Origin of the sequence: Micromonospora sp. NPDC050784 (assembly GCF_044456765.1) — a bacterium.
Classification (GTDB): Bacteria; Actinomycetota; Actinomycetes; order Mycobacteriales; family Micromonosporaceae; genus Micromonospora; species Micromonospora foliorum.
In genome coordinates, this window is the sequence record NZ_JBITGG010000034.1 from 19776 (window position 1) to 42954 (window position 23179).

General features: G+C 72.0%; 20 protein-coding genes. 9 read left to right on the top strand and 11 right to left on the bottom strand.

Annotated features, from left to right (window positions below; translation table 11 throughout):
- Nucleotides 1-8: 8 nt before the first annotated feature.
- Nucleotides 9-2072, bottom strand: a complete 2064-nt coding sequence (locus ACIBD9_RS31115) for a protein kinase (protein ID WP_396722998.1) — start codon at nucleotides 2070-2072, stop codon at nucleotides 9-11.
- Nucleotides 2073-2278: 206 nt separating this feature from the next.
- Between ACIBD9_RS31115 and ACIBD9_RS31120 the strand changes: the two genes are divergently transcribed.
- Nucleotides 2279-3862 carry a methylmalonyl-CoA mutase gene (locus tag ACIBD9_RS31120; protein ID WP_396723000.1) on the top strand — a complete coding sequence of 528 codons (1584 nt, stop codon included), beginning with the start codon at nucleotides 2279-2281 and terminating at the stop codon, nucleotides 3860-3862.
- Nucleotides 3863-4342: 480 nt separating this feature from the next.
- A complete protein-coding gene (locus ACIBD9_RS31125; RefSeq protein WP_396723003.1) occupies nucleotides 4343-5602 on the top strand; it encodes an amidohydrolase in 1260 nt (419 codons plus the stop codon).
- Here the strand turns inward: ACIBD9_RS31125 and ACIBD9_RS31130 are convergent.
- A complete protein-coding gene (locus ACIBD9_RS31130; protein ID WP_396723005.1) occupies nucleotides 5559-6524 on the bottom strand; it encodes a DUF4349 domain-containing protein in 966 nt (321 codons plus the stop codon). The two genes, ACIBD9_RS31125 and ACIBD9_RS31130, sit on opposite strands and share 44 nt — an antisense overlap.
- Before the next feature lie 93 nt (nucleotides 6525-6617).
- On the opposite strand from ACIBD9_RS31130, the gene ACIBD9_RS31135 reads away from it, so the two are divergent.
- From ACIBD9_RS31135 to ACIBD9_RS31150, 4 genes are all read left to right on the top strand, one after another.
- Entirely contained in the window at nucleotides 6618-7250 is a 633-nt protein-coding gene (locus tag ACIBD9_RS31135) for an MBL fold metallo-hydrolase (RefSeq protein WP_396723007.1), read from the top strand.
- Between the two features lie 4 nt (nucleotides 7251-7254).
- Complete coding sequence (locus ACIBD9_RS31140; RefSeq protein ID WP_396723009.1) at nucleotides 7255-8238, top strand: hypothetical protein; 984 nt, start codon at nucleotides 7255-7257, stop codon at nucleotides 8236-8238.
- Between the two features lie 98 nt (nucleotides 8239-8336).
- Nucleotides 8337-9071, top strand: coding sequence for a hypothetical protein (locus ACIBD9_RS31145; RefSeq protein ID WP_396723010.1), 735 nt, complete (start codon nucleotides 8337-8339; stop codon nucleotides 9069-9071).
- A gap of 140 nt (nucleotides 9072-9211) precedes the next feature.
- Nucleotides 9212-10171: a GNAT family N-acetyltransferase gene (locus ACIBD9_RS31150; protein WP_396723013.1), complete on the top strand. Its 960-nt coding sequence runs from the start codon at nucleotides 9212-9214 to the stop codon at nucleotides 10169-10171.
- 75 nt (nucleotides 10172-10246) lie between these two features.
- On the opposite strand, the gene ACIBD9_RS31155 is transcribed toward ACIBD9_RS31150, so the two are convergent.
- Entirely contained in the window at nucleotides 10247-10702 is a 456-nt protein-coding gene (locus ACIBD9_RS31155; RefSeq protein WP_112588201.1) for a gamma-glutamylcyclotransferase, read from the bottom strand.
- Nucleotides 10703-10808: 106 nt separating this feature from the next.
- Here ACIBD9_RS31155 and ACIBD9_RS31160 point away from each other — a divergent pair, with 106 nt between their 5' ends.
- Nucleotides 10809-12212, top strand: a complete 1404-nt coding sequence (locus tag ACIBD9_RS31160; RefSeq protein ID WP_387172314.1) for an NAD(P)H-quinone dehydrogenase — start codon at nucleotides 10809-10811, stop codon at nucleotides 12210-12212.
- Here the strand turns inward: ACIBD9_RS31160 and ACIBD9_RS31165 are convergent.
- Together ACIBD9_RS31165 and ACIBD9_RS31170 are read right to left on the bottom strand one after the other, a co-directional pair.
- Nucleotides 12190-12810 (bottom strand): DUF998 domain-containing protein, encoded by a 621-nt coding sequence (locus tag ACIBD9_RS31165; RefSeq protein ID WP_396723015.1) that lies wholly within the window; start codon nucleotides 12808-12810, stop codon nucleotides 12190-12192. The genes ACIBD9_RS31160 and ACIBD9_RS31165 overlap by 23 nt on opposite strands.
- A gap of 184 nt (nucleotides 12811-12994) precedes the next feature.
- Entirely contained in the window at nucleotides 12995-13621 is a 627-nt protein-coding gene (locus tag ACIBD9_RS31170) for a DedA family protein (RefSeq protein ID WP_396723017.1), read from the bottom strand.
- A gap of 508 nt (nucleotides 13622-14129) precedes the next feature.
- Between ACIBD9_RS31170 and thrS the strand changes: the two genes are divergently transcribed.
- On the top strand, nucleotides 14130-15347 hold the full coding sequence (gene thrS, locus ACIBD9_RS31175; protein WP_396723018.1) for a threonine--tRNA ligase: 1218 nt from the start codon (nucleotides 14130-14132) through the stop codon (nucleotides 15345-15347).
- A 39-nt stretch (nucleotides 15348-15386) separates the two neighbouring features.
- Here the strand turns inward: thrS and ACIBD9_RS31180 are convergent, their stop codons facing one another.
- Genes ACIBD9_RS31180 through ACIBD9_RS31195 form a run of 4 tightly spaced genes read right to left on the bottom strand, consistent with a single transcriptional unit; the run spans nucleotide 15387 to nucleotide 20170 of the window.
- Entirely contained in the window at nucleotides 15387-17492 is a 2106-nt protein-coding gene (locus ACIBD9_RS31180; protein ID WP_396723020.1) for an ABC transporter ATP-binding protein, read from the bottom strand.
- Nucleotides 17489-19222 carry an ABC transporter ATP-binding protein gene (locus ACIBD9_RS31185; RefSeq protein WP_387172306.1) on the bottom strand — a complete coding sequence of 578 codons (1734 nt, stop codon included), beginning with the start codon at nucleotides 19220-19222 and terminating at the stop codon, nucleotides 17489-17491. Before ACIBD9_RS31185 ends, ACIBD9_RS31180 begins: the two co-directional genes overlap by 4 nt.
- Nucleotides 19216-19698 carry a MarR family winged helix-turn-helix transcriptional regulator gene (locus ACIBD9_RS31190; protein ID WP_091394443.1) on the bottom strand — a complete coding sequence of 161 codons (483 nt, stop codon included), beginning with the start codon at nucleotides 19696-19698 and terminating at the stop codon, nucleotides 19216-19218. The genes ACIBD9_RS31185 and ACIBD9_RS31190 overlap by 7 nt, the downstream gene beginning before the upstream one ends.
- Nucleotides 19699-19723: 25 nt before the next feature.
- Nucleotides 19724-20170, bottom strand: a complete 447-nt coding sequence (locus ACIBD9_RS31195; protein ID WP_396723021.1) for a DoxX family protein — start codon at nucleotides 20168-20170, stop codon at nucleotides 19724-19726.
- Nucleotides 20171-20253: 83 nt separating this feature from the next.
- Here ACIBD9_RS31195 and ACIBD9_RS31200 point away from each other — a divergent pair, with 83 nt between their 5' ends.
- Nucleotides 20254-20814: a TetR/AcrR family transcriptional regulator gene (locus tag ACIBD9_RS31200; protein WP_396723022.1), complete on the top strand. Its 561-nt coding sequence runs from the start codon at nucleotides 20254-20256 to the stop codon at nucleotides 20812-20814.
- A 150-nt stretch (nucleotides 20815-20964) separates the two neighbouring features.
- Here the strand turns inward: ACIBD9_RS31200 and ACIBD9_RS31205 are convergent, their stop codons facing one another.
- Together ACIBD9_RS31205 and ACIBD9_RS31210 are read right to left on the bottom strand one after the other, a co-directional pair.
- Complete coding sequence (locus ACIBD9_RS31205) at nucleotides 20965-22404, bottom strand: GuaB1 family IMP dehydrogenase-related protein (protein ID WP_396723024.1); 1440 nt, start codon at nucleotides 22402-22404, stop codon at nucleotides 20965-20967.
- Between the two features lie 112 nt (nucleotides 22405-22516).
- Entirely contained in the window at nucleotides 22517-23113 is a 597-nt protein-coding gene (locus ACIBD9_RS31210) for a LysE/ArgO family amino acid transporter (protein ID WP_396723026.1), read from the bottom strand.
- Between the last annotated feature and the right edge of the window lie 66 nt (nucleotides 23114-23179).

Genomic DNA, 23179 nt, shown 5'->3' on the forward strand with positions numbered 1-23179 from the left:
CCTCCGGCTCAGCCGTTCCCGGTGAGCTGGAACGTCCGCGCCATCTCGTCGAAGATCGGCTTGCTCTCGGCGAACTTGGCGTCCGTGGCGGTGAGGTAGAACGAGTACGCCTTGCCGTCCTGCGCCACGCCCCGCCAGACGCCGTGCCGCATTGCGTCACCCTCACCGCAGGTGTACTCGAATTCGGCTGCCGGCTTGCTGGCCAGCTCGGTCTCGGTGGAGGAGATCTGGTTGTACGGCTTGACGCAGGAGGTGCTCCGGGTCTTGAGGCCGTTCTCGGCCGTCTCCGCCCACCGGGTGGAGCTGCTGCTCCACTTCTCGGTGATGATGCGGACCTTGCGACCGCTGTCCGCCGGGTCGATGTAGTCGGTGTACGAGCCGCCGGTGGCCTTCTTCCAGCCCTTCGGCACCATGACCTGGATTCCGCGGGCCGTGTGCTCCTGCATCTCGACGGTGGGAGCCGCCGGGGCTGACGCGGTGGGCTGCGCCGCCGGGGTGCTCGGCGGGGTGTCGTCGCCGCCGGAGAGCGCGACCGCGGTGAGTAGCAGCACGACGACCAACCCGCCGGCCGCGGCGAGCTGCACCTTGCGCGGCCAGCCCTTGACCGTGGTGACGAGCTGACCTCCGGTGGCCCGGACCTTGTCCAGGGTGCTGCCGCCCGAAGCGGCGGGCGTGGTGGCCCAGGGCTGGCCGGTGCCCGGCACCGACCACTGGTTGCCGCCGCCGTAGGTGCCGCCGACGCGCTGGGTGGCCTCCGGTGCGCCGCCGTACCCGACCTGCTGGGTGGCATCGGCCGGGTTGCCGTAGCTGACCCGCTGGGTGGCGTCGGGGTGCCCGCCGGCGTCCACCCGCTGGGTGGCGTCCGCGTTGCCGCCGTAGGTGCGCCCGGCCGCCGGTCGGCCGGGGGCCGGCATCGCGCCGGTCGGGGTGTGCAGTGGGCCGGCCAACGCGTCGGCGCTGGTCTCGTCGAGCGCACCGGTGGCACCGGCCGCGCGAGCTGCCTGGGGGCGCTCGCCGCGACGCAGCGCGGCCAGCCGGTCGGTCAGGGACTCACCCGGGGCCAGCATCGCCGGGCCGCCGATCTGGCTGTCCGGTTTCGGCTCCGGCTGGGGCGGCGGAAGGACGGGAATGGGGCGCTGCTGCACCGGCACCACGGCGTACGGGTCGGTGACCGAGTGCACGGCCGTCGCCGTGCTGCCCAGCGGGCCGGCGAGCAGCTCGCGCAGCATGGCCCGGGAGGTGTGCACGTCCAGTCGACGCGCCGGGTCCTTCTCCAGCAGACCCATCAGCACCCGGGTCAGCGGGCCGCTGCGCTGCGGCGGGGCGGGCGGGTCCTCCACCACGGCGTGCATGGTCTCGATCGGGTCGCCCTTGTCGAACGGGGGCCGTCCCTCGACCGCGGTGTAGAGCGTCACACCCAGCGAGAAGAGATCGCTGGGCGGGCCGAACTCCTGGCCCATGGCCCGCTCGGGCGAGATGAAGTGCGGCGAGCCGAGCACCATGCCGGGGGTGGTGAGCTGCACGTCGGTGGGCATCCGGGCGACCCCGAAGTCGGTCAGCACGCAGCGCCCGTCGGTGCAGATCAGCACGTTTGCGGGTTTCACGTCGCGGTGCAGCACGCCGATCGCGTGCGCGACCTCCAACGCGCCGAGCAGCGCGATGCCGATCTTGGCGACGGCGCGGGGCGCGACCGGCCCGTCCTCGATCACCATGTCGGCGAGGCTGCGGGCGTCCAGCAGCTCCATCACGATCCACGGCCGACCGGCCTCGGTGACCACGTCGTACACCTGCACCACCGCGGGGTGCTGGATGGCGGCGGCGGCACGGGCCTCGCGCAGGGTGCGTTCGTACATCGCGTCGCGGTCGCTGGGGGCCAGCCCCGGGGGCAGGACGACCTCCTTCACCGCCACGTCACGGCGCAGCAGGGTGTCTGTGGCGCGCCACACCGTGCCCATGCCGCCGTTGCCCACCGAGGACCGCAGCGAGTACCGGCCACCAATGGTGGTGCCGGGCGCCGCTCGTCCGTTGGCGGGACTAACTGGTCCGCCGCTCCACGTCGGGATCTGAGTCACAGAAAAGCCACCGGGGGAAATCGAGGGGGGCTGGGACACAACCCCCCTATCTTGCTGGTTCCGACGCCCGATGCGAAAGCCGACGCGACGGACGTTTATCGAAGTCGACAGAACGTGCCCTGTCGTTCACCTGGCGTCGACCGGTCGGGACGCACTGTGCGGTATCCCTCACCCGACGACGTGGCCAGGCGTCTTACCATCCGGGGATGAACCAACGGCGGTCAAGTGAGTCCGGTTTCCCGATCAACGGCGTCTACACGGAGGCCGACCTTCCGGAGGAACTGGACTCGCGGCTCGGCAGCCCGGGCGAGTTCCCGTACACCAGGGGTGTCTACCCCACCATGTACACCTCCCGCCCGTGGACCATGCGTCAGTACGCCGGCTTCGGCACCGCCACCGAGTCCAACGCCCGGTACCACCAGCTGTTGCGGGCCGGCACGATGGGGCTCTCGGTCGCGTTCGACCTGCCGACCCAGATGGGCTACGACTCCGACGAGCCGATCGCGCACGGCGAGGTCGGCAAGGTGGGTGTCGCGATCGACTCCATCGAGGACATGCGGCTGCTCTTCGCCGACATCCCGCTGGACAAGGTGTCCACCTCGATGACCATCAACGCGCCCGGCTCGGTGCTGCTGCTGCTCTACCAGCTCGTCGCCGAGGAGAACGGGGTGCCGGGCACGGCGCTCAACGGCACCATCCAGAACGACATCCTCAAGGAGTACATCGCCCGGGGGACGTACATCTTCCCGCCGAAGCCGTCGCTGCGCCTGGTGGCCGACACGTTCGCGTACTGCCGCAAGGAGGTGCCGAAGTGGAACACCATCTCCATCTCCGGCTACCACATGGCGGAGGCCGGCGCGACGCCCGCGCAGGAGATCGCGTTCACCCTGGCCAATGGTGTCGAGTACGTACGGGCGGCGTTGGCCGCCGGGCTCGCCGTCGACGACTTCGCGCCCCGGCTGTCGTTCTTCTTCGTGGCCCGCACCACGCTGCTGGAGGAGGTGGCGAAGTTCCGCGCCGCCCGGCGGATCTGGGCCCGGCTGATGCGCGACGACTTCGGCGCCAAGGATCCGAAGTCGATGATGCTGCGGTTCCACACCCAGACCGCGGGAGTGCAGCTCACCGCGCAGCAGCCCGAGGTGAACCTGGTCCGGGTCGCGGTGCAGGGGTTGGCCGCCGTACTCGGCGGCACCCAGTCGCTGCACACCAACAGCTTCGACGAGGCGATCGCGCTGCCCACCGAGAAGGCGGCCCGGCTCGCGCTGCGTACCCAGCAGGTGCTGGCGTACGAGACGGACCTGACGGCCACCGTCGACCCGTTCGCCGGCTCGTACGTGGTGGAGGCGATGACCGCCGAGATCGAGGCCGCCGCCGTCGAGTTGATGGAGCGGGTGGCCGACCACGGCTCGGCGGTGGACGCGATCGAGGCCGGGTTCCAGAAGCGGGAGATCGAGCAGTCCGCGTACCGGATCGCCCAGGAGATCGACTCGGGGGAGCGGGTGGTGGTCGGGCTCAACCGGTTCACCGTGGACGAGGAGGAGCCGTACGAGCCGCTGCGGGTCGACCCGACGATCGAGGCGGCCCAGGCCGACCGGCTGGCCCGGCTGCGCTCCGAGCGGGACGCCGACGCGGTGGCGCGGGCTCTCGCCGGTCTTCGGGCCGCCGCCGAGGGCACCGAGAACGTGCTGTACCCGATGAAGGAGGCGCTGCGGGCCCGGGCGACCGTGGGTGAGGTCTGCGGGACGCTGCGCGAGGTGTGGGGGTTGTACCGGCCCACCGACCGCTTCTGACCGTCCGGCCGCGACTGCGGCTGAGCGCCCGGCCCGCGACTGCGACTCCGGTGCGCGGTGTGTCCGGCGGGCTCAACGGGTACCCGGTCGGTTGAGCCGGGACGCACACCGTGTGCGCCCACGGTGTGTGGGTGCGTGTGAGCGTCCTTATCCGGCTCGTTGCGGAGTGTGGTCGGCTAATTGTCGGAGTGTCAGTTCACCACCCCGACTAATGCGACAATTTGGCAACGGGGCCCGACTGGCGCCGGGTTTCGTGACCGCCGCGATCGGTTACGCGTTGTAGGAGGTGAGGGGCTGATGACGGCGTTCGACCGTGATCTACCTGCTGTCCCCCGCCTCGACGAGCGCCCCCAGCAGGGCATACGTGACTCTGCGCGGTCCGATCATTACCGTAACGAGGTTGCGCAGCGTCACCGTCGGAGGTCTAGGCTGTCTGCTGTCCCCGATGATCCATCCATTCCTAGTGATCGAGAATTCGACGTGACGAGTGCGTTGACGCTGCCCACGGGTGGCCTGCTGGCGTCGTCCTGGCCGGAGACGCCGCCCGGCTCCCAGCCCCTGCCCCGCGAGCTGGACCACCTCCTCGCGCTCCGGGTACCGGGGCTTATCGCTACGCGCCGTCACCTCCACTCGCACCCTGAGCTGTCCGGCAACGAGTTCGAGACCGCGGCGCTGATCGCCCGGGAGCTGTCGCTGGCCGGGCTGAACCCGCGTCTGCTGCCCAAGGGCAACGGCGTGATCTGCGACGTCAACGGCGTGCCCGACGGCCCGGTCGTGGCGCTGCGCGCCGACATCGACGCCCTACCGCTGGACGACCCCAAGGACGTCCCGTACCGGTCGACCGTGGAGGGCGTCTGCCACGCCTGCGGGCACGACGTGCACACCTCGATCCTGCTCGGCGTCGGCATGCTCCTGGCCCAGCTCGCCGACCTCGGCGAGCTGAACGGCCGGGTCCGGCTGATCTTCCAGCCGGCCGAGGAGATCCTGCCCTGCGGCTCGCTGGAGGTCATCGAGGCCGGCGGCCTGGACGACGTGGTGCAGATCTTCGCGCTGCACTGCGACCCGAACCTGCCGGTGGGCCAGGTCGGCCTGCGGGTCGGCCCGATCACCGCCGCCGCCGACAACGTGACCGTCCGACTCTCCGGCCCGGGCGGGCACACCGCCCGCCCGCACCTGACCGTCGACATGGTCGACGCGCTCGGTCGGCTGATCACCGAGGTGCCCGCCCTGGTCAGCCGCCGGGTGCCGGCCAACAGCGGCCTGCTGCTGGTCTTCGGCCACGCCTCGGCCGGCACCCGCTACAACGTCATCCCGTCCGAGGCGAGCGCCTCCGGCACCCTCCGGGTGATGGACCGCGACACCTGGGAGCAGGCGCCCAAGATCGTCGCTCAGGTGGTGCGGGACGTGATCGCACCGACCGGTGCCACTGTCGACCTGGAATACCTGCGCGGCCGGCCGCCGGTGTGCAACGACTCCCACGCCATCCAGGTGCTGACCGCCGCCACCGCCGCCGCACTCGGCCCGGACGGGATCGCCGAGACACCGCAGAGCATGGGCGGCGAGGACTTCTCCTGGTACCTGGAGTACGTCCCCGGCGCCCTCGCCCGGCTCGGCGTGGGTCGCTCCGGTCCCAACGTCGACCTGCACCGCGCGAGCTTCGACGTGGACGAGCGGGCCATCCCGGTCGGCGTCCGCGTCATGGTGCAGACCGCGCTGCGGGCACTGGCGGCGGCGCGCTGACCGGCGTTACCAGAGCCGGGGACTTGCGCCGTCGGCGCAGCACCACCAGCAGCACCGCCAGCGGTACGCCGAGCGCCACCAACCACGGCAGCAGCGCGCCCAGCACCGTGAGCAGGACGGTCATCGAGACGACGAAGGCCTTCCAACCGCCCCTGAGCCCGACCAGGAACCCGGTCTCGGCCTCCTCGTCGGTGGCCTTCGCCGCCGGACCGGCCAGCGACACGGTGATCGTGGAGAGGGCGGTCAGGTCGGCCAGGCGTCGCTTCTTGGCCTCCAGCGAGGCCAGGTCGGCCTCCCGGCGACCCAACTCGTTCTCCAGCGACACCAGGTCGGTGATCGAGGTGGCCCGGGCCAGCAACCGGCGGGCGCTCTCCACCCGCGCGCGCTGACTGGTGATCCGGGCGTCCAGGTCGACGGTCTCCTCGGTGACGTCCTGAGTGTTGATCTCCCGGCTCTGCTGCCGACCGAGTTTCGCCATCTCCTCCACCACGTCGGTGAACTTCGCCGCCGGCACCCGTAGCTCCAACTCCGCCACCGCGTCGTCGTCGTCGGCGCTGCGCCGCTCGTCGCCGCCGACGAAGCCGCCGGCCCGGGTGGCCACGGCAGCGGCCTCGCGGGCCGCCGAGTCCACATCGTCCACCTGCACCCGCATCGTTCCGGTGTAGATGATCGCCCGCTGGTCGACCCGCAGGTCCGGCGCTCCCGCCCCGGCCCCCTCCGGTGCGCCTGCGGCGGCGTCCCGGCCCGCCTCGCCGCCGTTCGCCGCCGGTGCCTCGGCCGCCGAGTCAGCGTTGTCCCGCGCTCCGCTGTCGCCGGCGCCGCACCCCGTCAGCGCCAACGCCGCCGCCAGTGTCGTCGCCGCCAGCAGCGCACCGCGGCGTCGTCCCACCTGTCCGTCCATCCCCGCTCCCATCGTCGTCAACCGGTGTGGCGATAGCTCGGACGTGACGCGCACGCCGGCTGGTTCCGGCAGACTGCGCTGAGGACGTCACGATTCGATAATCGAGGAGTCACGATGCGGCTCACCAAGTACGCCCACTCCTGCCTTCGGGTGGAACACGACGGGGGAGTGCTCGTCGTCGACCCCGGTGTGTTCAGCGACGCCGCGGCGGCGCTGGACGGTGCGGACGCGGTGCTGATCACCCACGAACACCCCGACCACCTCGACCTGGCGGCGGTGCGCCTACAGCTCGACCGACAGCCGTTCCCGATCCACGGGCCCGCCTCCCTCGCCGGGACCCTGGGCGACGCGGCCGATGTGCTGCGCCCGGTCAGCGTCGGTGAGTCGTTCACCGCCGCGGGTGTGGCGGTGCGCGCGTACGGGGGGCGGCACGCCGTGATCCACCCCGACATCCCGGTGGTCGACAACCTCGGTTACCTGATCAACGACGTGGTCTACCACCCGGGCGACGCCCTGGTGGTGCCCGACGAGACACCCGTCGACACGCTCTTCGCGCCGATCCACGCCCCGTGGTCGAAGTTCTCCGAGGTGGTCGACTTCATCCGCGCGGTCGCGCCGCGGCGCGCGTACGCCCTGCACGACGCGTTGCTCAACGACAAGGGGTTGGGCGTGCTCGACCGGCAGTACAGCGCGCTGTCCGGCACCCAATACCAGCGACTGGAGCCCGGTAGCCGGGTGGACGTCTGACCCGATGCCCGGCCTCTCCGCGGAGCTGGTGCAGCAGCTCTACCGCACACCACCGGACCGGTTCGTGGCCGCCCGGGACGCCGCCGTGGCCGAGGCCCGCCGGGCCGGCGACCCGACCACCGCGCGCCAACTGGCTCGGCTGCGTCGCCCGACGGTGGCCGCCTGGCTGGTGAACCTGCTCGCCATCCGACGTCCGGAGCTGGTCGCCGATCTGGTGCAGCTCGCCGATGCCCTGCGGGTCGCCCAGCGGGAGCTGCGTGGGCCTCGACTGCGGGAGCTGTCCGCGCAGCGCCGGGCGGTGGTCGGTGCCCTGGTCGTCGAGGTCCGCAAGCTCGCCGCGGCCGAGCCGGACGCGCCACCGGCGAGCCGGCTGCCCCTGGCCGAGGTGGAGGCGACGCTGAACGCGGCGTTCTCCGACGTCGAGGTCGCCGAGCAGGTGCGGGCGGGCCGGCTGCTGCGGGCGGCCAGCTACGCCGGCTTCGGTGAGGTGCCCCGGCCACAACTGCGGCTGGTCACCGGCGATGACGAGGAGCGCGAGGAGGAACGCCCGGCCCGCCGCCCCGGCCCCCAGCGGGGCCGTCCCGAGGCGACGCCCCGCACGGACCGGGCGGCCGAGCGCGCCGAGCAGGCCGAGCGGGCCGCACAACGGGCGGCCCGGGCCGAGCGGGCCCGGCAACGCCGTGCCCTGGACCGGGAACTGGCGAAGGCCCAGGCCGACCAGGAGCGGGCCGAGGCCGAGCTGACCGAGGCGACCGGCCAGGAGCGCGACGGTGCGGCAGTACTCGATGGTCTTGAGGCCGAGCTGGCCGAGCTGGAGCGGCGGCGCGCGGTCGCCGAGCAGGATCTCAGCCGGGCCAAGCTCGCCCGGCGTGCCGCCGAACGGGCGGTCACCGTGGCCCGGCGGCGCGCCGGTGAGGTCGAGGCGGCGGTCGAGGCACTCGCGGCCGAAGAGGGGAATGCGGACGCGGGCGGTGGCGCGGCAGACTGACCATCGATGGACGACGACGAGTGTGCGGGTCGTACACGGCGGGTGGCCCCGGGTCGGGTCGTGGTCGGCGGGTCGGGTTGCCCGACGGGGGCAGCGCGGTGACTCCGGAGCAGGTCGCGGCCGCCAGCAAGCCCGTCGTGCTCGACCTGGGTGACGCCTTCAGCCGGGACTCGACCACGTTGCGCCGGGCCCGCCTGCTCGGCATCTCCGGCTGGGCCTTCTACATCAGTGGCCGGGCCGGCGCGCTCGGCGATGTGCGGGCCGAGACGGCCGCCGCCGCCCTCGGGTTCATCGCCCCGGACGCGGTCGCCGACGGTTGGGACGCCGCCGCCCGGGTCGTCCCGCCGTTCGAGGTGGCCGCCGCGAGCCTCGCCGAATGCTGCCGGTGGGGGGCGCAGCAGCTCGGTCCCCTGCCCGGCACCGAGCGCCTGTCGGCGCTCGTCGAGCGGGCCGTGGTGGCGGCGGAGGCCAGTGGGATGCCGCTCTTCGCCGCGTGGCGGGCCATGCCGCTTCCGGATCTCTCGCCCGGGGCCCGTAGCGCGGCCGGGCTGCGGCTGCTCCGGGAACACTTCACCGGCGCCTACCTGCTGGCGGTACGCGCCGCCGGGATGAGCCCGCTGGAGGCCGTGCTGGCCGGGCCGGAGGGCGAGGCCGGCGCGGTGGCCTGCGGCTGGCCGCCGCCGTACCCGCCGATCGGGCCGCTGGTGCGCCGCCGACTCTGGGCGGAGGCGGTGACCAACCGGTTGGCCGCGCCAGCGTTCACGGCCCTCGGTCCCGCCGACGGCGCGGAGTTGGTGGAGTTGCTGCACCGCACCCGGGCCGACCTCGGCTGAGCCTTTCGCCGGCCAGACAAGGCTGAGCCTTTCGCCGGCCAGACAAGGCTGAGCCTCCCGCCGGCCAGACAAGGCTGAGCCTTTCGCCGGCCAGAAAAATGGGCGGCGGCCGAGCAGTTCGGCTGCCAGGATGTCCTGCCGTGACCCTTCCCGCTGGTTGGACAACGCGCCGGCCCACCCTCGACGACGTGCCGGCGATCCTCGCGGTGGTGCACGCCGCCGACACCTTCGCCATCGGCCATCCCGACTTCGACGCCGAGGATGTCGCGGCGTCGCTCACCGCCCCCTACTTCGACCCGACCCGGGACTCCTGGCTGGCCATCGACCCGGACGACACCGTGGTGGGCTGGGCGACGGTGGACAACCCAACCGGGGTGGGCCGGGAGTTCGTGGAGGTCTACGTCGACCCGGTACGGGCCGCCGCCGTTCGCGCGCCGTTGCTGGTCCGCCAACTGGACCGGGTCGCCGAGCGCGCTGCCGAACGGGGGCTGCCGTCGCTCACCGTCCGCTGCGCGGTCTTCGCCCCGGAACGTGACTGGGAACACGCCCTGCGCGGGCTCGGGTTCGCCCTCGTCAAGCGGTACGTCCGGATGAGCCGGCCGTTGGACGACCTGCCCGACGAGCCGGCCGAGCCAGCGGCCGTGACGGTGCGGCCGGTCCGCCCGGACGACGAGGCCGACCTGGTCGAGTTCCACCGGATCTACGAGACCGCCTTCGGCGACACCCCGGACCACGAGCCGCTGTCGTACGAGCGGTGGCGGGCCCGGATCGGTGACCTGACCGCCTGGGACGAGTGGTTCGTCGCCGAGGTGGACGGGGTGCCGGTCGGCGCGTTGCAGTCCTCCGATCAGGCACTCGACCAGCAGTCGGGCTGGGTGAAGAACCTGTCGGTGCTGTCCGCGTACCGGCGCAGGGGGGTGGGTGCGGCGTTGCTGCGCCGCGCCTTCGCCCGCTACGCCGAGAAGGGGCGGCGGGCGGTCGGCCTGGGCGTCGACCTCACCAACCCGACCGCACCGCTGTCGCTCTACCGGTCGGTGGGCCTGCGGGAGACGCACTGGACCGACATGTACGAACTCTCCGTTCCGGCGGCCGGTGTGTGATTGACGACCCCGGTCCGGCCCGACCGGCGCTCCGGTCGACAGCGGTAGCAGACTGGAGGGGTGCGATACGCGCTGCTACGCCGAGGCGGTGCCGGTGGGGCGGGCCCGCAGCTCGGTGACGTAGTCGTCCGGGGCGCCCGCCTTCTCGGCGGCGTTGGCGATCTCCGACAGGTACCACGAGGTCGGCAGGCCACCCTCGTACCCGTTGAAGACGTAGATCCAGGCGGTCACGTCGCCGTCGAGGGTGGAGACCCGGACGTGCAGCTTGCGGTACGTGCCGGCGGTCACCCCCTCGATCTCGTCGAGTTGGCCCGCGTCGTACGGGTGGATGTCGTAGAGCGCCACGAAGACCCGGTCACCGGGGGACTCGACCAGGGTGCTCACCGCGCCCTCCCAGCCGATCACGTCGGCCCCGGCGAAGGTCAGCCGCCAGCCCTCCAGCCAGCCGGTGCCCACCATCGGCGAATGCGGACAGTAGGCGCGCATCCGGGCGGGGTCGAGATTTGAGCCGTAGGCGGCGTGATGACGCACGGCGATGACGATAGCCCGGCCGACGGGTGGGGGAGAATACGACAGTGCGTGTCGAATGCGCTCGGGAGAAGAAAGTCACTGTGAGCATGGACGAAGGGCGAACGCTGTGAGCCGGATCGTGATCATCGGTGGGGGGCCGGCCGGGTACGAGGCGGCACTGGTCGCCGCCCAGCTGGACGCCGATGTCACCGTGGTGGAGGCCGACGGTGCCGGCGGCGCCTGTGTGCTCTCCGACTGCGTGCCGTCGAAGACCTTCATCGCCAGCTCGCAGGTGGTCACCGGCTACCGCGACACCGAGGAGTTCGGGGTGCACTCGGACGGCCTGGAGGCGGTCACCGTCGACGCCCGGGCGGTGCACGAGCGGGTCAAGCGGCTGGCCCTGGCGCAGTCCGCCGACATCCACGCCAAGCTGCTGAAGGCGGGGGTCACCTTCGTGGCCGGCACCGCCCGGCTCGGCGACGACTCCCTCGGGCATACCCACCGGGTCGTCGTCACCCCCGCCGACGGTGGCGAGGAGTACTCGATCGACGCGTCCACCGTGCTGGTGGCCACCGGCTCGACACCCCGCCAGTTGCCCACCGCCGTACCGGACGGTGAGCGCATCCTGACCTGGCGACAGGTGTACGACCTGCCAGAGCTGCCCAAGCACCTGATCGTGGTCGGGTCCGGCGTGACCGGCGCGGAGTTCGCCAGTGCGTACCTGGCGATGGGGGTCGAGGTGACCCTGGTCTCCAGCCGGGACCGGGTGATGCCGCACGAGGACGCCGACGCCGCCTCCGCCATCGAGCGCGTGTTCCGCAACCGGGGCATGGAGATCCTCAACAACTCCCGGGCGGACTCGGTCCGGCGTACCGCCGACGGCGTCGAGGTGGAGCTCTCCGACGGCCGTAAGGTGACCGGCTCGCACGCGTTGATCACCGTCGGTTCGATCCCCAACACGGCCAACCTGGGCCTGACCGAGTACGGGGTGGAGCTGGGCCGGGGCGGCTACCTGACCGTCGACCGGGCTTCCCGCACCAACGTGCCCGGCATCTACGCCGCCGGTGACTGCACGGGCGTGCTGCTGCTGGCCAGCGTCGCCGCCATGCAGGGCCGGATCGCCATGTGGCACGCGCTCGGCGAGGCGGTGCGCCCGCTGCGGCTGCGTACCGTCGCGGCGAACGTCTTCACCGACCCGGAGCTGGCCACCGTGGGCGTCTCGCAGGACGAGGTGGATGCGGGCAAGGTGCCGGCCCGGCAGGTGATGCTGCCGTTGTCCGGCAATGCCCGGGCCAAGATGGACGACCTCTCCGACGGTTTCGTGAAGCTGTTCTGCCGGCCGGCCAGCGGTCAGGTGATCGGCGGTGTGGTGGTCGCTCCGAAGGCCAGCGAGCTGATCCTGCCCATCACGATGGCGGTGGAGAACAACCTCACCGTCAACGAGCTGGCCCAGACCATCACCATCTACCCGTCGCTGTCCGGCTCGATCACGGAGGCGGCCCGCCAGCTCATGCTGCACGAGCTGGAGTAGCCCGCCGGGTCTGGATTATCGCCACCGTGGCCAGGACGGCTACCTCGGTGAGGATGAGGAGGCGTTCGGCCAGGCCGATGAGCATCCGGTCACCCGGGTAGGCGGACCAGATCATGGCTGCCGCCAGGGCCAGGCTGAGCAGGACCAGGGCGCGTAGCGTCCGGGCGGCGGGTGTCAGGTCGGGTCGGCGGGCGAGCAGCCAGCCCCCGACCGGCAACGCCAGGAAGGCGACCACCGACGCGTACCGGTGCAGGTAGGCGGCGGTGGTCATGGCGGTGCCCGGCTCGTTGGTCGGCACCACGGCGGCCAGCAGCAGCCCACCGACCCATGCGCCGAGCAGCAGTTCGGCCGTTCGACCGGAGCGCGGTCGGGGTGGGCCGGCGCGGCGCAGGCCGTACAGCAGCGCCACCGTGGCGAGCGCGAGCACCACCATGGCGACGTCGATGACGCCGCCCCGGTCGGAGACCGCGAAGTCGCTGATGGTCAATGCCCACGGGTTGAGGTCGTCGTTGACTTCGAGGTGACCGATCACGGTGAGCAGCGCCGCCAGGGCGATCCCGCCCAGGGCCAGCAGGCCGGTACTCCGGGTAACAGGCATGCCTCAGCCTGTCGCCGCAGACACCCCAGCCGAATCCGGGACAGCCACCGAAATCGTCCCCCGGGACCACCCCTAGAGGCCTGCCGGCAACCCGCCGCGATCTTGCAGTTTCGGTCGTTCGTATGTGCGGCATGCCCCAATTGCCGGGACAGTAAGTGCAAGATCGCGAAGGTTGGGGCGGCAGTCAGTCGATGGGGACGTCGATTGGGGCGGCGGCGGCGGCGCGGGCGTGGCGGGCGCTGACCACTGTCATCGCCCATCCGGCCGCGGCGAAGCCGGCCGCCGCGGCGGTGGCGATGATGGCCAGCCGCCAGGCCGACTCGGTCAGTGCGGTGCCGCCCAGGTGCCCGACCAGCGCGCCGTAGGTGGCCCAGCCCAGGGCGGCGACGGCCTCGTAGAGCACGAACAGCCGGTACGGGTAGCGGCTGCGTCCGGCCGAGAAGCAGGCCGCCATCCGGCCGCCGGGCACGAACCGGCAGAGCAGGATGACCAGCGGCCCGGGTTGTCGCAGCCCCTGGGTGACCCGGCTGGCCACCCGGCGGGCGCGGCTCAGCTCGGCGTGCCGGGGTGGCCGCCGGTCCGGTGCGCTCCGCCCGAGCAGGTAGCAGGCCAGGTCGCCGGCGAATACGCCGAGCGCGCCGACGGCGATGGTGACCGGCAGGCTGAGCCCGCCGTAGACGGTGAGCGCGCCACTGGTGATCATGACGATCTGGGTGGGGATCACCGGCACGAAGGCGTCCGCGATCAGCAGCGCGAGCAGCACCAGGTACGCCCACGTCGGCGACGCGACGTCAGTCAGAAGTTCGGGCACGCCTGCCACCTCGCCGGATGCGGCCGATTGGGTGTCTTGAGCCTGACGTCGTGTCCGGCGTCACGGTGGACGGCCCCGGCCCGTCGTGACCGTCGACACGACTGGGCCACCCAGCTACAACGAGGCCGATCGCTGCCGGGTGACGGGTTCCACGGTTGTTCCACCCGTCCCAGGCGGGCGGCAGAACGGCTTTCGTCGGCGTACCGTTGTCGGCGCGGCCACGCCCGTCGGGTCCCCCGTTCCTGACGATTCGGCCGCCAGGGCCGCCGGCGGGTCCCGCGCCGGCGGCCCACCCCTCCGCCGCAAATCCGGGTGCATCCCCGAACGTCGCGCGGGTACGGTCGCCGTATGCGCAGCGCGGTAGTGATGACCACGACGCCGGGTATCCCCGGCGCGCCGCTCTGACGTAACCACCGTCGACCAGGCCCCGGGGCGATCCGCCCCGGAGGGCAGCGCGCCGTTCGGAGCTCAGGTCGCCTCCGGGTCGTACCCGATCCAGGAGCCCGACATGATCGACCACCGTAGGCTCGGCCGCGAGCTGGACCTCTTCGTCTCCGATCCGCTGGCCGGCGCCGGCCTGCCGATCTGGCTGCCGGCCGGCGCCGCCGCCCGGCACGCCGTCGAGGAGTACGTCCGGGAGTTGGAGCGCCGCTCCGGCCACCAGCACGTCTACTCGCCGCCGTTGGGTAAGCGGGAACTCTTCGAACTCTCCGGCCATCTCGGCTACTTCGCCGACGACATGTTCCCGCCGATGCGGCTGAGCGCCGACGACGAGTTCGTGCTCCGGCCGGCGCTGTGCCCGCACCACGCGTTGGTCTTCCGGGCGCGGGGCCGTTCCTACCGGGAGCTGCCGTTGCGGATCGCCGAGCTGGGCGGGATGTACCGCTCGGAGCGCTCCGGCGTGCTCGGCGGGCTGTCCCGGGTCCGCGCCATCTCGCTCAACGACGCGCACACCTTCTGCGCCCCCGAGCAGGTCGGCGCGGAGGTCGTCGAGATCCTCGGGCTGATCCGTGAAGCGCACGCCGCGCTCGGCGTCCGGCCGGCCGGGTTCCGGCTGTCGCTGCGCGGGCCCGGCGAGAAGTACGTCGGCGACGACGCCCAGTGGGCCCGCGCCGAGGAGCTGCTCCGGGAGGCGTTGGCCGGGGTGGACTACGTCGAGGCGCCGGGGGAGGCCGCCTTCTACGGCCCGAAGATCGACATTCAGATCGTCGACGCCGCCGGCCGGGAGTCGACCATCTCCACCATTCAGGTGGACTTCGACAAGCCGGAACGGTTCGACCTGTCGTACACCGACTCGGACGGCAGCCGGCGTCGGCCGGTGATGGTGCACCGCAGCCTGGTCGGCAGCATGGAGCGGCTGTTCGCGTACCTCATCGAGGTGCACGAGGGCGCGTTCCCGGCCTGGTACGCGCCCGTCCAGTTGGTGCTGCTGCCGATCGACGACGGCCAGGTCGACGCGGCGGCCGACCTGGCCCGGCGGGCGGGCGACGCCGGCCTGCGGGTCGAGGTCGACGTCGCCGGCTCGCTGGGCGCCCGGGTCCGGGACGCGGCCCGCCGCCGCGTTCCGTACCTCGGGGTGTTGGGTGCCCGGGAGGTGGCCGACGGGCACGTCGCGCTGCGCCCGCGCGGCGGCCGCGCCCTGGCCCCGATGCCCGCCGACGCCGCGCTCGCCCTGATCGGCGGGCAGGTCGCCGCCCGCGCGACCGACCTGCTGCCGTCGGACTGACAGGCCCACCGATCGTCTCGCACGCACGGCCGCCCGACCTCAGACCGACGCCGGTTGGGCGGCCGGTTCCTCGTCGACCACCGCGCCGGTGAACTGTGAGCGGTAGAGCCGGTGGTACGCGCCCTGGGCGGCGAGCAACTGCTCGTGGGTGCCCTGCTCGACGATCCGACCGTTCTCCATCATCAGGATCAGGTCGGCGTCGCGGATGGTGGAGAGCCGGTGTGCGATGACGAAGCTGGTCCGGTCCGAACGCAGCGCGGCCATCGCCCGTTGCAACAGCACTTCGGTGCGGGTGTCCACCGAACTGGTGGCCTCGTCCAGGATCAGCAGCGACGGCTCGGCGAGGAACGCCCGCGCGATGGTGATGAGCTGCTTCTCGCCGGCGCTGACGTTGCTGCCCTCCTCGTCGATGACCGTGTCGTAGCCGTCGGGCAGGCTGCGCACGAACCGGTCCACGAAGGTGGCCTGTGCCGCGGCGAGGATCTCCTCCTCGGTCGCGTCCGGCCGCCCGTAGGCGATGTTGTCCCGGATGGTGCCGCCGAACAGCCAGGTGTCCTGGAGCACCATGCCGATCCGGCCGCGCAGGTCGTCGCGGCGCATCGTGGTGATGTCCACCCCGTCGAGCGTGATCCGGCCGGCGTCCAGCTCGTAGAACCGCATCACCAGGTTGACCAGTGTGGTCTTGCCGGCCCCGGTCGGGCCGACGATGGCCACGGTGTGCCCGGGCTCGGCGACCAGCGACAGGTCGTCGATCAGCGGCTTGTCCGGCTCGTAGCGGAACGAGACGTGCTCGAACTCGACCCGACCGTGCGGGTCGGTGACCCGGGCCGGCGCGACCGGGTCGGGAGTCTGCTCGTCCGCGTCGAGCACCGCGAAGACCCGCTCGGCCGACGCCACCCCGGACTGGAGCAGGTTGGCCATCGAGGCGAGTTGGGTGAGTGGCTGGGTGAACTGGCGGGAGTACTGGATGAACGCCTGCACGTCGCCGAGACTCATCGTGCCGGAGGCGACCCGCAGCCCGCCCACCACGGCGATCGCCACGTAGCTCAGGTTCCCGATGAACATCATCGACGGCATGATGATCCCGGAGATGAACTGCGCCCCGAAGCTGGCCCGGAACAACTCCTCGTTCTTCGCGTGGAACGCGGCCTCGACCTCACGCTGCCGGCCGAAGACCTTCACCAGCTCATGACCGGTGTACGCCTCCTCGATCTGGCCGTTCAACTCGCCCGTGTGCGTCCACTGGGCGATGAACTGCTTCTGCGAACGCTTGGCGATGCGCTGGGTGACCAGCACCGACAACGGCACCGCGACCAGCGCCACCAGGGCCAGCACCGGCGAGATCCAGAACATCACGGCCAGCACGCCGACGACGGTCAGCAGCGAGGTGAGCAGCTGGCTGAGGGTCTGCTGGAGGCTGGTGGAGATGTTGTCGATGTCGTTGGTGACCCGGCTGAGCAACTCGCCGCGCGGCTGCCGGTCGAAGTAGGGCAGCGGCAGCCGGTTGAGCTTCTCCTCCACCTCGGCGCGCAGCCGCAGCACGGTGCGCTGGACCACGCCGTTGAGCAGCCAGCCCTGCCACCAGGACAGCAGGCTCGCCGCCAGGTAGAGCCCGAGCGCCAGCAGCAGCACCCGACTCAGGGCGCTGAAGTCGATACCCACCCCGGGCACCACGTCCATCCGGGCCAGCATGTCGGCGAAGCTGTCGTTGCCGCTGGCCCGGGCCGCCGCGACGGCCTGCTCGGCGGTGGTGCCGGCGGGCAGTTGCCGCCCGATCACCCCGCTGAAGATCAGGTCGGTGGCATGGCCGAGGATCTTCGGCCCGGCCACGCTGAACCCGACGCTCACCACCGCGAGGGTGATGATCGCGGCCAGGTGCAGTCGGTGCGAGCGCAGCCGGCCGAGCAGCCGTCGGGCCGACGGCCCGAAGTTCATCGACTTCTCGGCGGGCATCCCGGCGCTCATCCATCCCGGGCCACCGCCCTGACGGCCGGGCGGCAGCCGCTTCGGCGTCGCCGCGCCACTGCCGGTCTCCGGCGCGGTTTCCCCGCCGGGTTGCTGCGCGGTCTCATCCGGCGTCCGTCCGTCGCCGGCCGGCTTCTGACTGGGTACGGCCGCGGTGCGCGGCTCGTCACGCTCACTCATGCCGCCACCTCCGTGGTCTGCTGCGAGGCCACGATCTCGGCGTACGTCGGGCAGGTGTCCAACAACTCCGCATGTCGTCCCACTCCGACGACCCCTCCGTTTTCCAGGACGATGATCTGATCGGCGTCGATGATCGTGGAGACCCGCTGGGCCACGATCACCACCGCCGACTGCGCGGTGACCGGCCGCAGTGCCGCTCGCAGCCGCGCGTCGGTGCCCAGGTCGAGCGCGGAGAACGAGTCGTCGAAGAGGTAGATCTCCGGCTGCCGGACCAGGGCCCGGGCGATGGCCAGGCGCTGCCGCTGCCCACCGGAGACGGTGGTGCCGCCCTGCGCGATCGGGGCGTCCAGCCCGCCGGGCATCTGCGCCACGAAGTCCCGGGCCTGGGCGATCTCCAACGCCGTCCACAGCTCCTCGTCGGTGGCGTCCGGGTTGCCGTAGCGCAGGTTGCTGGCGACCGTCCCGGTGAACAGGTACGGCCGTTGCGGCACCAGGCCGATGCGTCGCCACAGCTCGTCCGGCGCCAACTCCCGCACGTCCACCCCGTCGACCAGCACCGCGCCGGCGGTGACGTCCACCAGGCGGGGGATCAGCGACAGCAGCGTCGTCTTGCCCGCGCCGGTGCTGCCGATGATCGCCGTGGTGGTGCCCGGGGTCGCTCGGAAGGAGATGTCGCGCAGCACCGGCTCCACCGCCCCCGGGTACTGGAAGCGCACGCCGCGCAACTCCAGCTCGGCTCGGGTGGGCAGCTCGGTGACCGGCGCGGCGGCCGGGACCACCGAGGAGTCGGTGTCCATCACCTCGACGATCCGCTCGGCGCAGACCGCCGCCCGCGGCACCATCATCAGCATGAAGGTGGCCATCATGACCGCCATCAGGATCTGCATCAGGTACTGCAGGAACGCGGTGAGCGCGCCGACCTGGATCGCGCCGGCGTCCACCCGCTGCGCGCCGAACCAGAGCACCGCCACGCTGGAGACGTTCAGCACCAGCATGACCACCGGGAAGATCAACGCCAGCAACCGACCGGTACGCAGGGCGGTGGCGGTCAGGTCGGCGTTGGCGACGCCGAAGCGGTCCGTCTCGTACGGCTCCCGGACGAACGCGCGGACCACCCGGATGCCGGTGATCTGCTCCCGCAGGACCCGGTTGACCGTGTCGATGCGGGTCTGCATCAGCCGGAAGCCCGGCACCATCCGACGGATGATCGCGCCCAGCGCGATGGCCAGCACCGGCACGCTGACCAGCATCAGCCAGGAGAGCCCGACGTCCTCGCGCAGCGCCATGAACACGCCGCCGACGCTCATGATCGGTGCGGCGACCAGCATCGTGCAGCTCATCAACACGAGCATCTGCACCTGCTGCACGTCGTTGGTGTTGCGGGTGATCAGCGACGGCGCCCCGAACCGGGCCACCTCGCGGGCGGAGAAGCGGTTGACGTGCCCGAACAGTTCGGCGCGTACGTCGCGACCGAAGCCCATCGCGACCCGCGCGCCCAGGTAGACGGCGGCGATCGAGCAGACGATCTGGATCAGGCTGACCAGCAGCATCCAGCCGCCGGTGCGCACGATGTAGTCGGTGTCGCCCCGGGCCACGCCCTGGTCGATGATGTCCGCGTTGAGGCTGGGCAGGTAGAGCGAGGCCATGGTGCCCACGAACTGGAGCAGCACGACCGCCAGCAACGGTCTCTGATAGGTGCGCAGTTGGCCGCGCAGGAGTCGGATCAGCACGCCGGGTCCTTCGTTTCGGTAGGGCGTCCGGTCATCCGCGGGTCGTCTCCGCTGCCGATGACCTCAAGCAGGAACTCCCGGATCACCTGGGCCTTCGCCGGGTCGGCGTCGACCGAGGTGAGAGGCCGTCCGGAGTGCATGAGCGCGCCGAGCGCGGCCACCCGTTCCCGCCCGGCGGGGGTGATGGCGAGTCGGATGCTGCGTCGGTCGTTGTCGTCACGCTGCCGCTCGACCAGACCGTCGCGCTCGAGCGTGTCGACGATGCCGGTCAGGGTCGCCGGGCGGACGAACCCCTTCTCGGCGACCGCCCGGTGGGGCAGCTCGCCGTGTCGGGCGAGCGTCATCAGGGTGATCATGCCGGCCTGGGTGAGGCCGTGCTCCTCGGCGAGGTAGCGGTTCCACCGCTGCCCGACCAGGTGCCCGGCCACCACCAGGAGACGGCCGAGCGGCACGTCCTGGAGGGTCACGAGTTCCACGACAGGTAGGTTAGCCCCCTGATAGTCAGGCACCAAACGAAATTGCCGTGGCGACGGCCACGAACACGATCTGCAGGGCGGTCCGCTGCCCGAGCGGGGTGACCGGGCGGCCGGCGAGGGTCAGTTCGCGACGGGCGGCCGACACGTTGGCCGGAAACATGGCGAGCATGAGCAGGCCGAGCCCGGCCGCCGCGACCCGGGCGGTCGCCGGCACCAGGAGGCCGACCGCGCCGAGCAGCTCCAGCACGCCGGTGACGGTGACCAGCAGGTCCGGCCGGGGTAGTCGGGGCGGGACCATCGCGATCAGGTCGGCTCGGCGTTGACCGGCGAAGTGCGCGACGGCGGTCAGCGTGAACATGACGGCCAGCCCGACGCGCAGTGCGGAAATCCAGTCGTCCAGTGCGGAGACGCCGGCCAGGCCGGTGAGTCGGGCCAGCGCGGTGCCGACGATCAGGGCGATCAGGGGTGCCATCGGAATCCTCCTCGGTGGAACTTGTCAGTGACAAGATTGCCCGTCGGCGGCACATCTTGTCAATGGCAAGATAAGGTTGGGGCATGACCGACACGCGCGCCTACCACCACGGCGACCTGCGCCGCGCCCTGCTGGCCGCGGCGCTGGAGGCCGTCGAGGAGGTCGGGCCCGCCGCGCTGAGCCTGCGCGATCTTGCCCGTCGGGCCGGTGTCTCGCACGCCGCGCCCGCACACCACTTCGGCGACAAGGCGGGCCTGCTCACCGCGCTCGCCGCGCAGGGCTTCGACCTGCTGGCCCAGACGTTGACCGAGGTGGATGACGACCTGTTGGAGGCCGGCGTCGCGTACGTCGACTTCGCCGTCACGCGCCGCGCGTACTTCGAGGTGATGTTCCGGCCGGAGCTCTACCGGGCCGACGACGCCGAGCTGATCGCCGCCCGGGGCCGGGCCGGCGCAGCCCTCCGCTCCGGGGTGGCGGCGCTACCCACCGGCGGCGCGCCCGCCGACACCGACCGGGACGCGCTCGCGGCCTGGTCGATCGCGCACGGCTTCGCCACCCTATGGCTGGCCGGCGCCCTGCCCGACCGCGTGGGCGACAACCCCCGAGAAGCAGCCCGCGCCGTCCTAAGCCGACTGGCGCCCTAACCCCGCCCCGCCCATCCCGCCCCGCCCCGCCCCGCCCTCGGCGTCGATCATGGAGTGGTGGTGGGCGGTTCGCCCATCGCTGCCCCTTTTGCGAGGCGCCACAACTCCATGATCGACGCGCAGGGGGGGGCGCGGGGGTGGGGGCTGGGATCACCAGCTGGTCGGGAGGGGCATTCCTTCGGTGAAGCCGGCGGCGCTCTGCACGCCGACGATGGCACGCTCGTGGAACTGGCTCAGGTTCCGTGCTCCGGCGTAGGTGAAGGCGCTGCGGACCCCCGCGATGATCTCGTCGATCAGGTCCTCGACGCCGGGGCGGGCCGGGTCCAGGTGCATCCGGGCCGAGGAGATTCCCTCCTCGAACACCGCCTTGCGGGCCCGGTCGTACGGGCTGTCGTCGGCGGTTCGGGCGCTGACCGCCCGAGCCGAGGCCATCCCGAAGCTCTCCTTGTACCGCCGGCCGTCCGCGTCGGTGTACAGGTCACCGGGGGACTCGTAGGTGCCGGCGAACCAGGAGCCGATCATCACGTTCGACGCGCCGGCGGCGAGCGCGAGCGCCACGTCCCGGGGGTGCCGTACCCCGCCGTCGGCCCACACGTGCCTGCCCAGTTGGCGGGCGGCGTCCGCGCAGTCGAGCACGGCGGAGAACTGCGGTCGACCCACGCCGGTCATCATCCGGGTGGTGCACATCGCGCCGGGGCCGACGCCGACCTTGATGATGTCCGCCCCCGCCTCCACCAGGTCGCGTACGCCCTCGGCGGTGACCACGTTGCCGGCCGCCACCGGCACCCCCGGGTCCAGCTTGCGGACCGCCTGAAGTGCGGAGATCATCCGTGCCTGGTGGCCGTGCGCGGTGTCCACGACCAACGTGTCCACCCCCGCCTCCAGCAGCGCCGCCGCCTTGCCGGTCACGTCACCGTTGATCCCGACGGCCGCCGCGATCCGAAGCCGGCCCCGGTCGTCCACGGCCGGGGTGTAGAGCGTGGCGCGCAACGCGCCCTGTCGGGTCAGCACCCCGACCAGCCGGCCCTCGGCGTCCACCACCGGGGCGAGTCGGCGGCGGCCCGCCGAGAGCAGGTCGAACCCGGTACGCGGGTCTGCGTCCGCCGGGACGGTGTGCAACTCGGTGGACATCACGTGCCGCAGCTGGGCGAACCGGTCCACGCCCGTGGTGTCCGCCTCGGTGACCACACCCATCGGCCGGCCGGCGTCGTCGACCACGATCACCGCACCGTGCGAGCGCTTGGGCAGCAGGTGGATGGCGTCGCCCACGGTCTCGGTCGGGCCCAGCGTGATGGGCGTGTCGTAGACCAGGTGGCGCTGCTTGACCCAGGCGACGACATTCGCCACCACCTCGATCGGAATGTCCTGCGGGATCACCGCGATGGCACCCCGGCGGGCGACCGTCTCCGCCATCCGCCGTCCGGCGACCGCGGTCATGTTCGACACCACCAACGGGATGGTGGTGCCGGTGCCGTCGCCGGTGGACAGGTCGACGTCGAGCCGGGAACCCAGGTCGGAGCGGGCCGGCGCCATGAAGACGTCGGTATAGGTCAGGTCGTGCGCGGGAGCCGCGCCGTGAAGGAACCGCACCCGGCAATCATTCCCGCTCGCGGTCGGTTCCACCGCCGGTGGTCGCGGAAAACACTCGCACCGCGGTTGCCCCGACCCCGGTGGCGTCGTCGGCGCGCGCCGTCCCAACCGGTCAGCCCAGCAGGAGCGCCACGGCGAGCCCGGCCATCACGACGGCGATGACCGCGTCCAGCACCCGCCAGGCGACGGCGCGGGCGAGCAGCGGCGCGAGGCGTTGGGCGCCGACGCCGAGCGCGGTGAACCAGACCACACTGGCCAGGGCGGCGCCGGCGCCGAAGACCCACCGGTGTGGGTGTTGTTGGGCCACGCCGCCGAGGAGCAGCACGGTGTCCAGGTAGACGTGGGGGTTCAGGTAGGTGAAGGCGGCGCAGGCGAGCAGGGTGGCCCCCAACGTGGCCGGCGGTCGATCGGTGGGCAGCAGGGCACCGGGACGCAGGGCGCGGCGGCCGGCGAGCACCGCGTAGCAGAGCAGGAAGGCCGCACCGCCCCAGCGGATCGCCGTCAGGAGGCCCGGTCGGCCGGTAACCAGCGACCCGACCCCGGCCACCCCCGCGATGATCAGCAGCGCGTCCGACGCGGCGCAGGTCAGCACCACGGGTACGACGTGCTCACGTCGTAGGCCCTGGCGCAGGACGAAGGCGTTCTGGGCGCCGATGGCGACGATGAGCGCGATGGAGATCGAGAAGCCGGCGACGGCGGAGGTGAACACGGGCTCGACGCTAGGGCCGTCGACCGTCACCAGTCCAACTAAAGATTCTCACGCAACTTAAGCTCA

What these genes read in the sequence shown, in the direction of transcription:
- ACIBD9_RS31140 (WP_396723009.1), top strand. Translation starts at nt 7,255, where the DNA reads ATGCCCGGCCTCTCCGCGGAGCTGGTGCAGCAGCTCTACCGCACACCA.
- ACIBD9_RS31195 (WP_396723021.1), bottom strand. Translation starts at nt 20,170, where the DNA reads ATGGCACCCCTGATCGCCCTGATCGTCGGCACCGCGCTGGCCCGACTC.
- ACIBD9_RS31120 (WP_396723000.1), top strand. Translation starts at nt 2,279, where the DNA reads ATGAACCAACGGCGGTCAAGTGAGTCCGGTTTCCCGATCAACGGCGTC.
- ACIBD9_RS31180 (WP_396723020.1), bottom strand. Translation starts at nt 17,492, where the DNA reads ATGAGTGAGCGTGACGAGCCGCGCACCGCGGCCGTACCCAGTCAGAAG.
- ACIBD9_RS31165 (WP_396723015.1), bottom strand. Translation starts at nt 12,810, where the DNA reads ATGCCTGTTACCCGGAGTACCGGCCTGCTGGCCCTGGGCGGGATCGCC.
- ACIBD9_RS31200 (WP_396723022.1), top strand. Translation starts at nt 20,254, where the DNA reads ATGACCGACACGCGCGCCTACCACCACGGCGACCTGCGCCGCGCCCTG.
- ACIBD9_RS31135 (WP_396723007.1), top strand. Translation starts at nt 6,618, where the DNA reads ATGCGGCTCACCAAGTACGCCCACTCCTGCCTTCGGGTGGAACACGAC.
- thrS (WP_396723018.1), top strand. Translation starts at nt 14,130, where the DNA reads ATGATCGACCACCGTAGGCTCGGCCGCGAGCTGGACCTCTTCGTCTCC.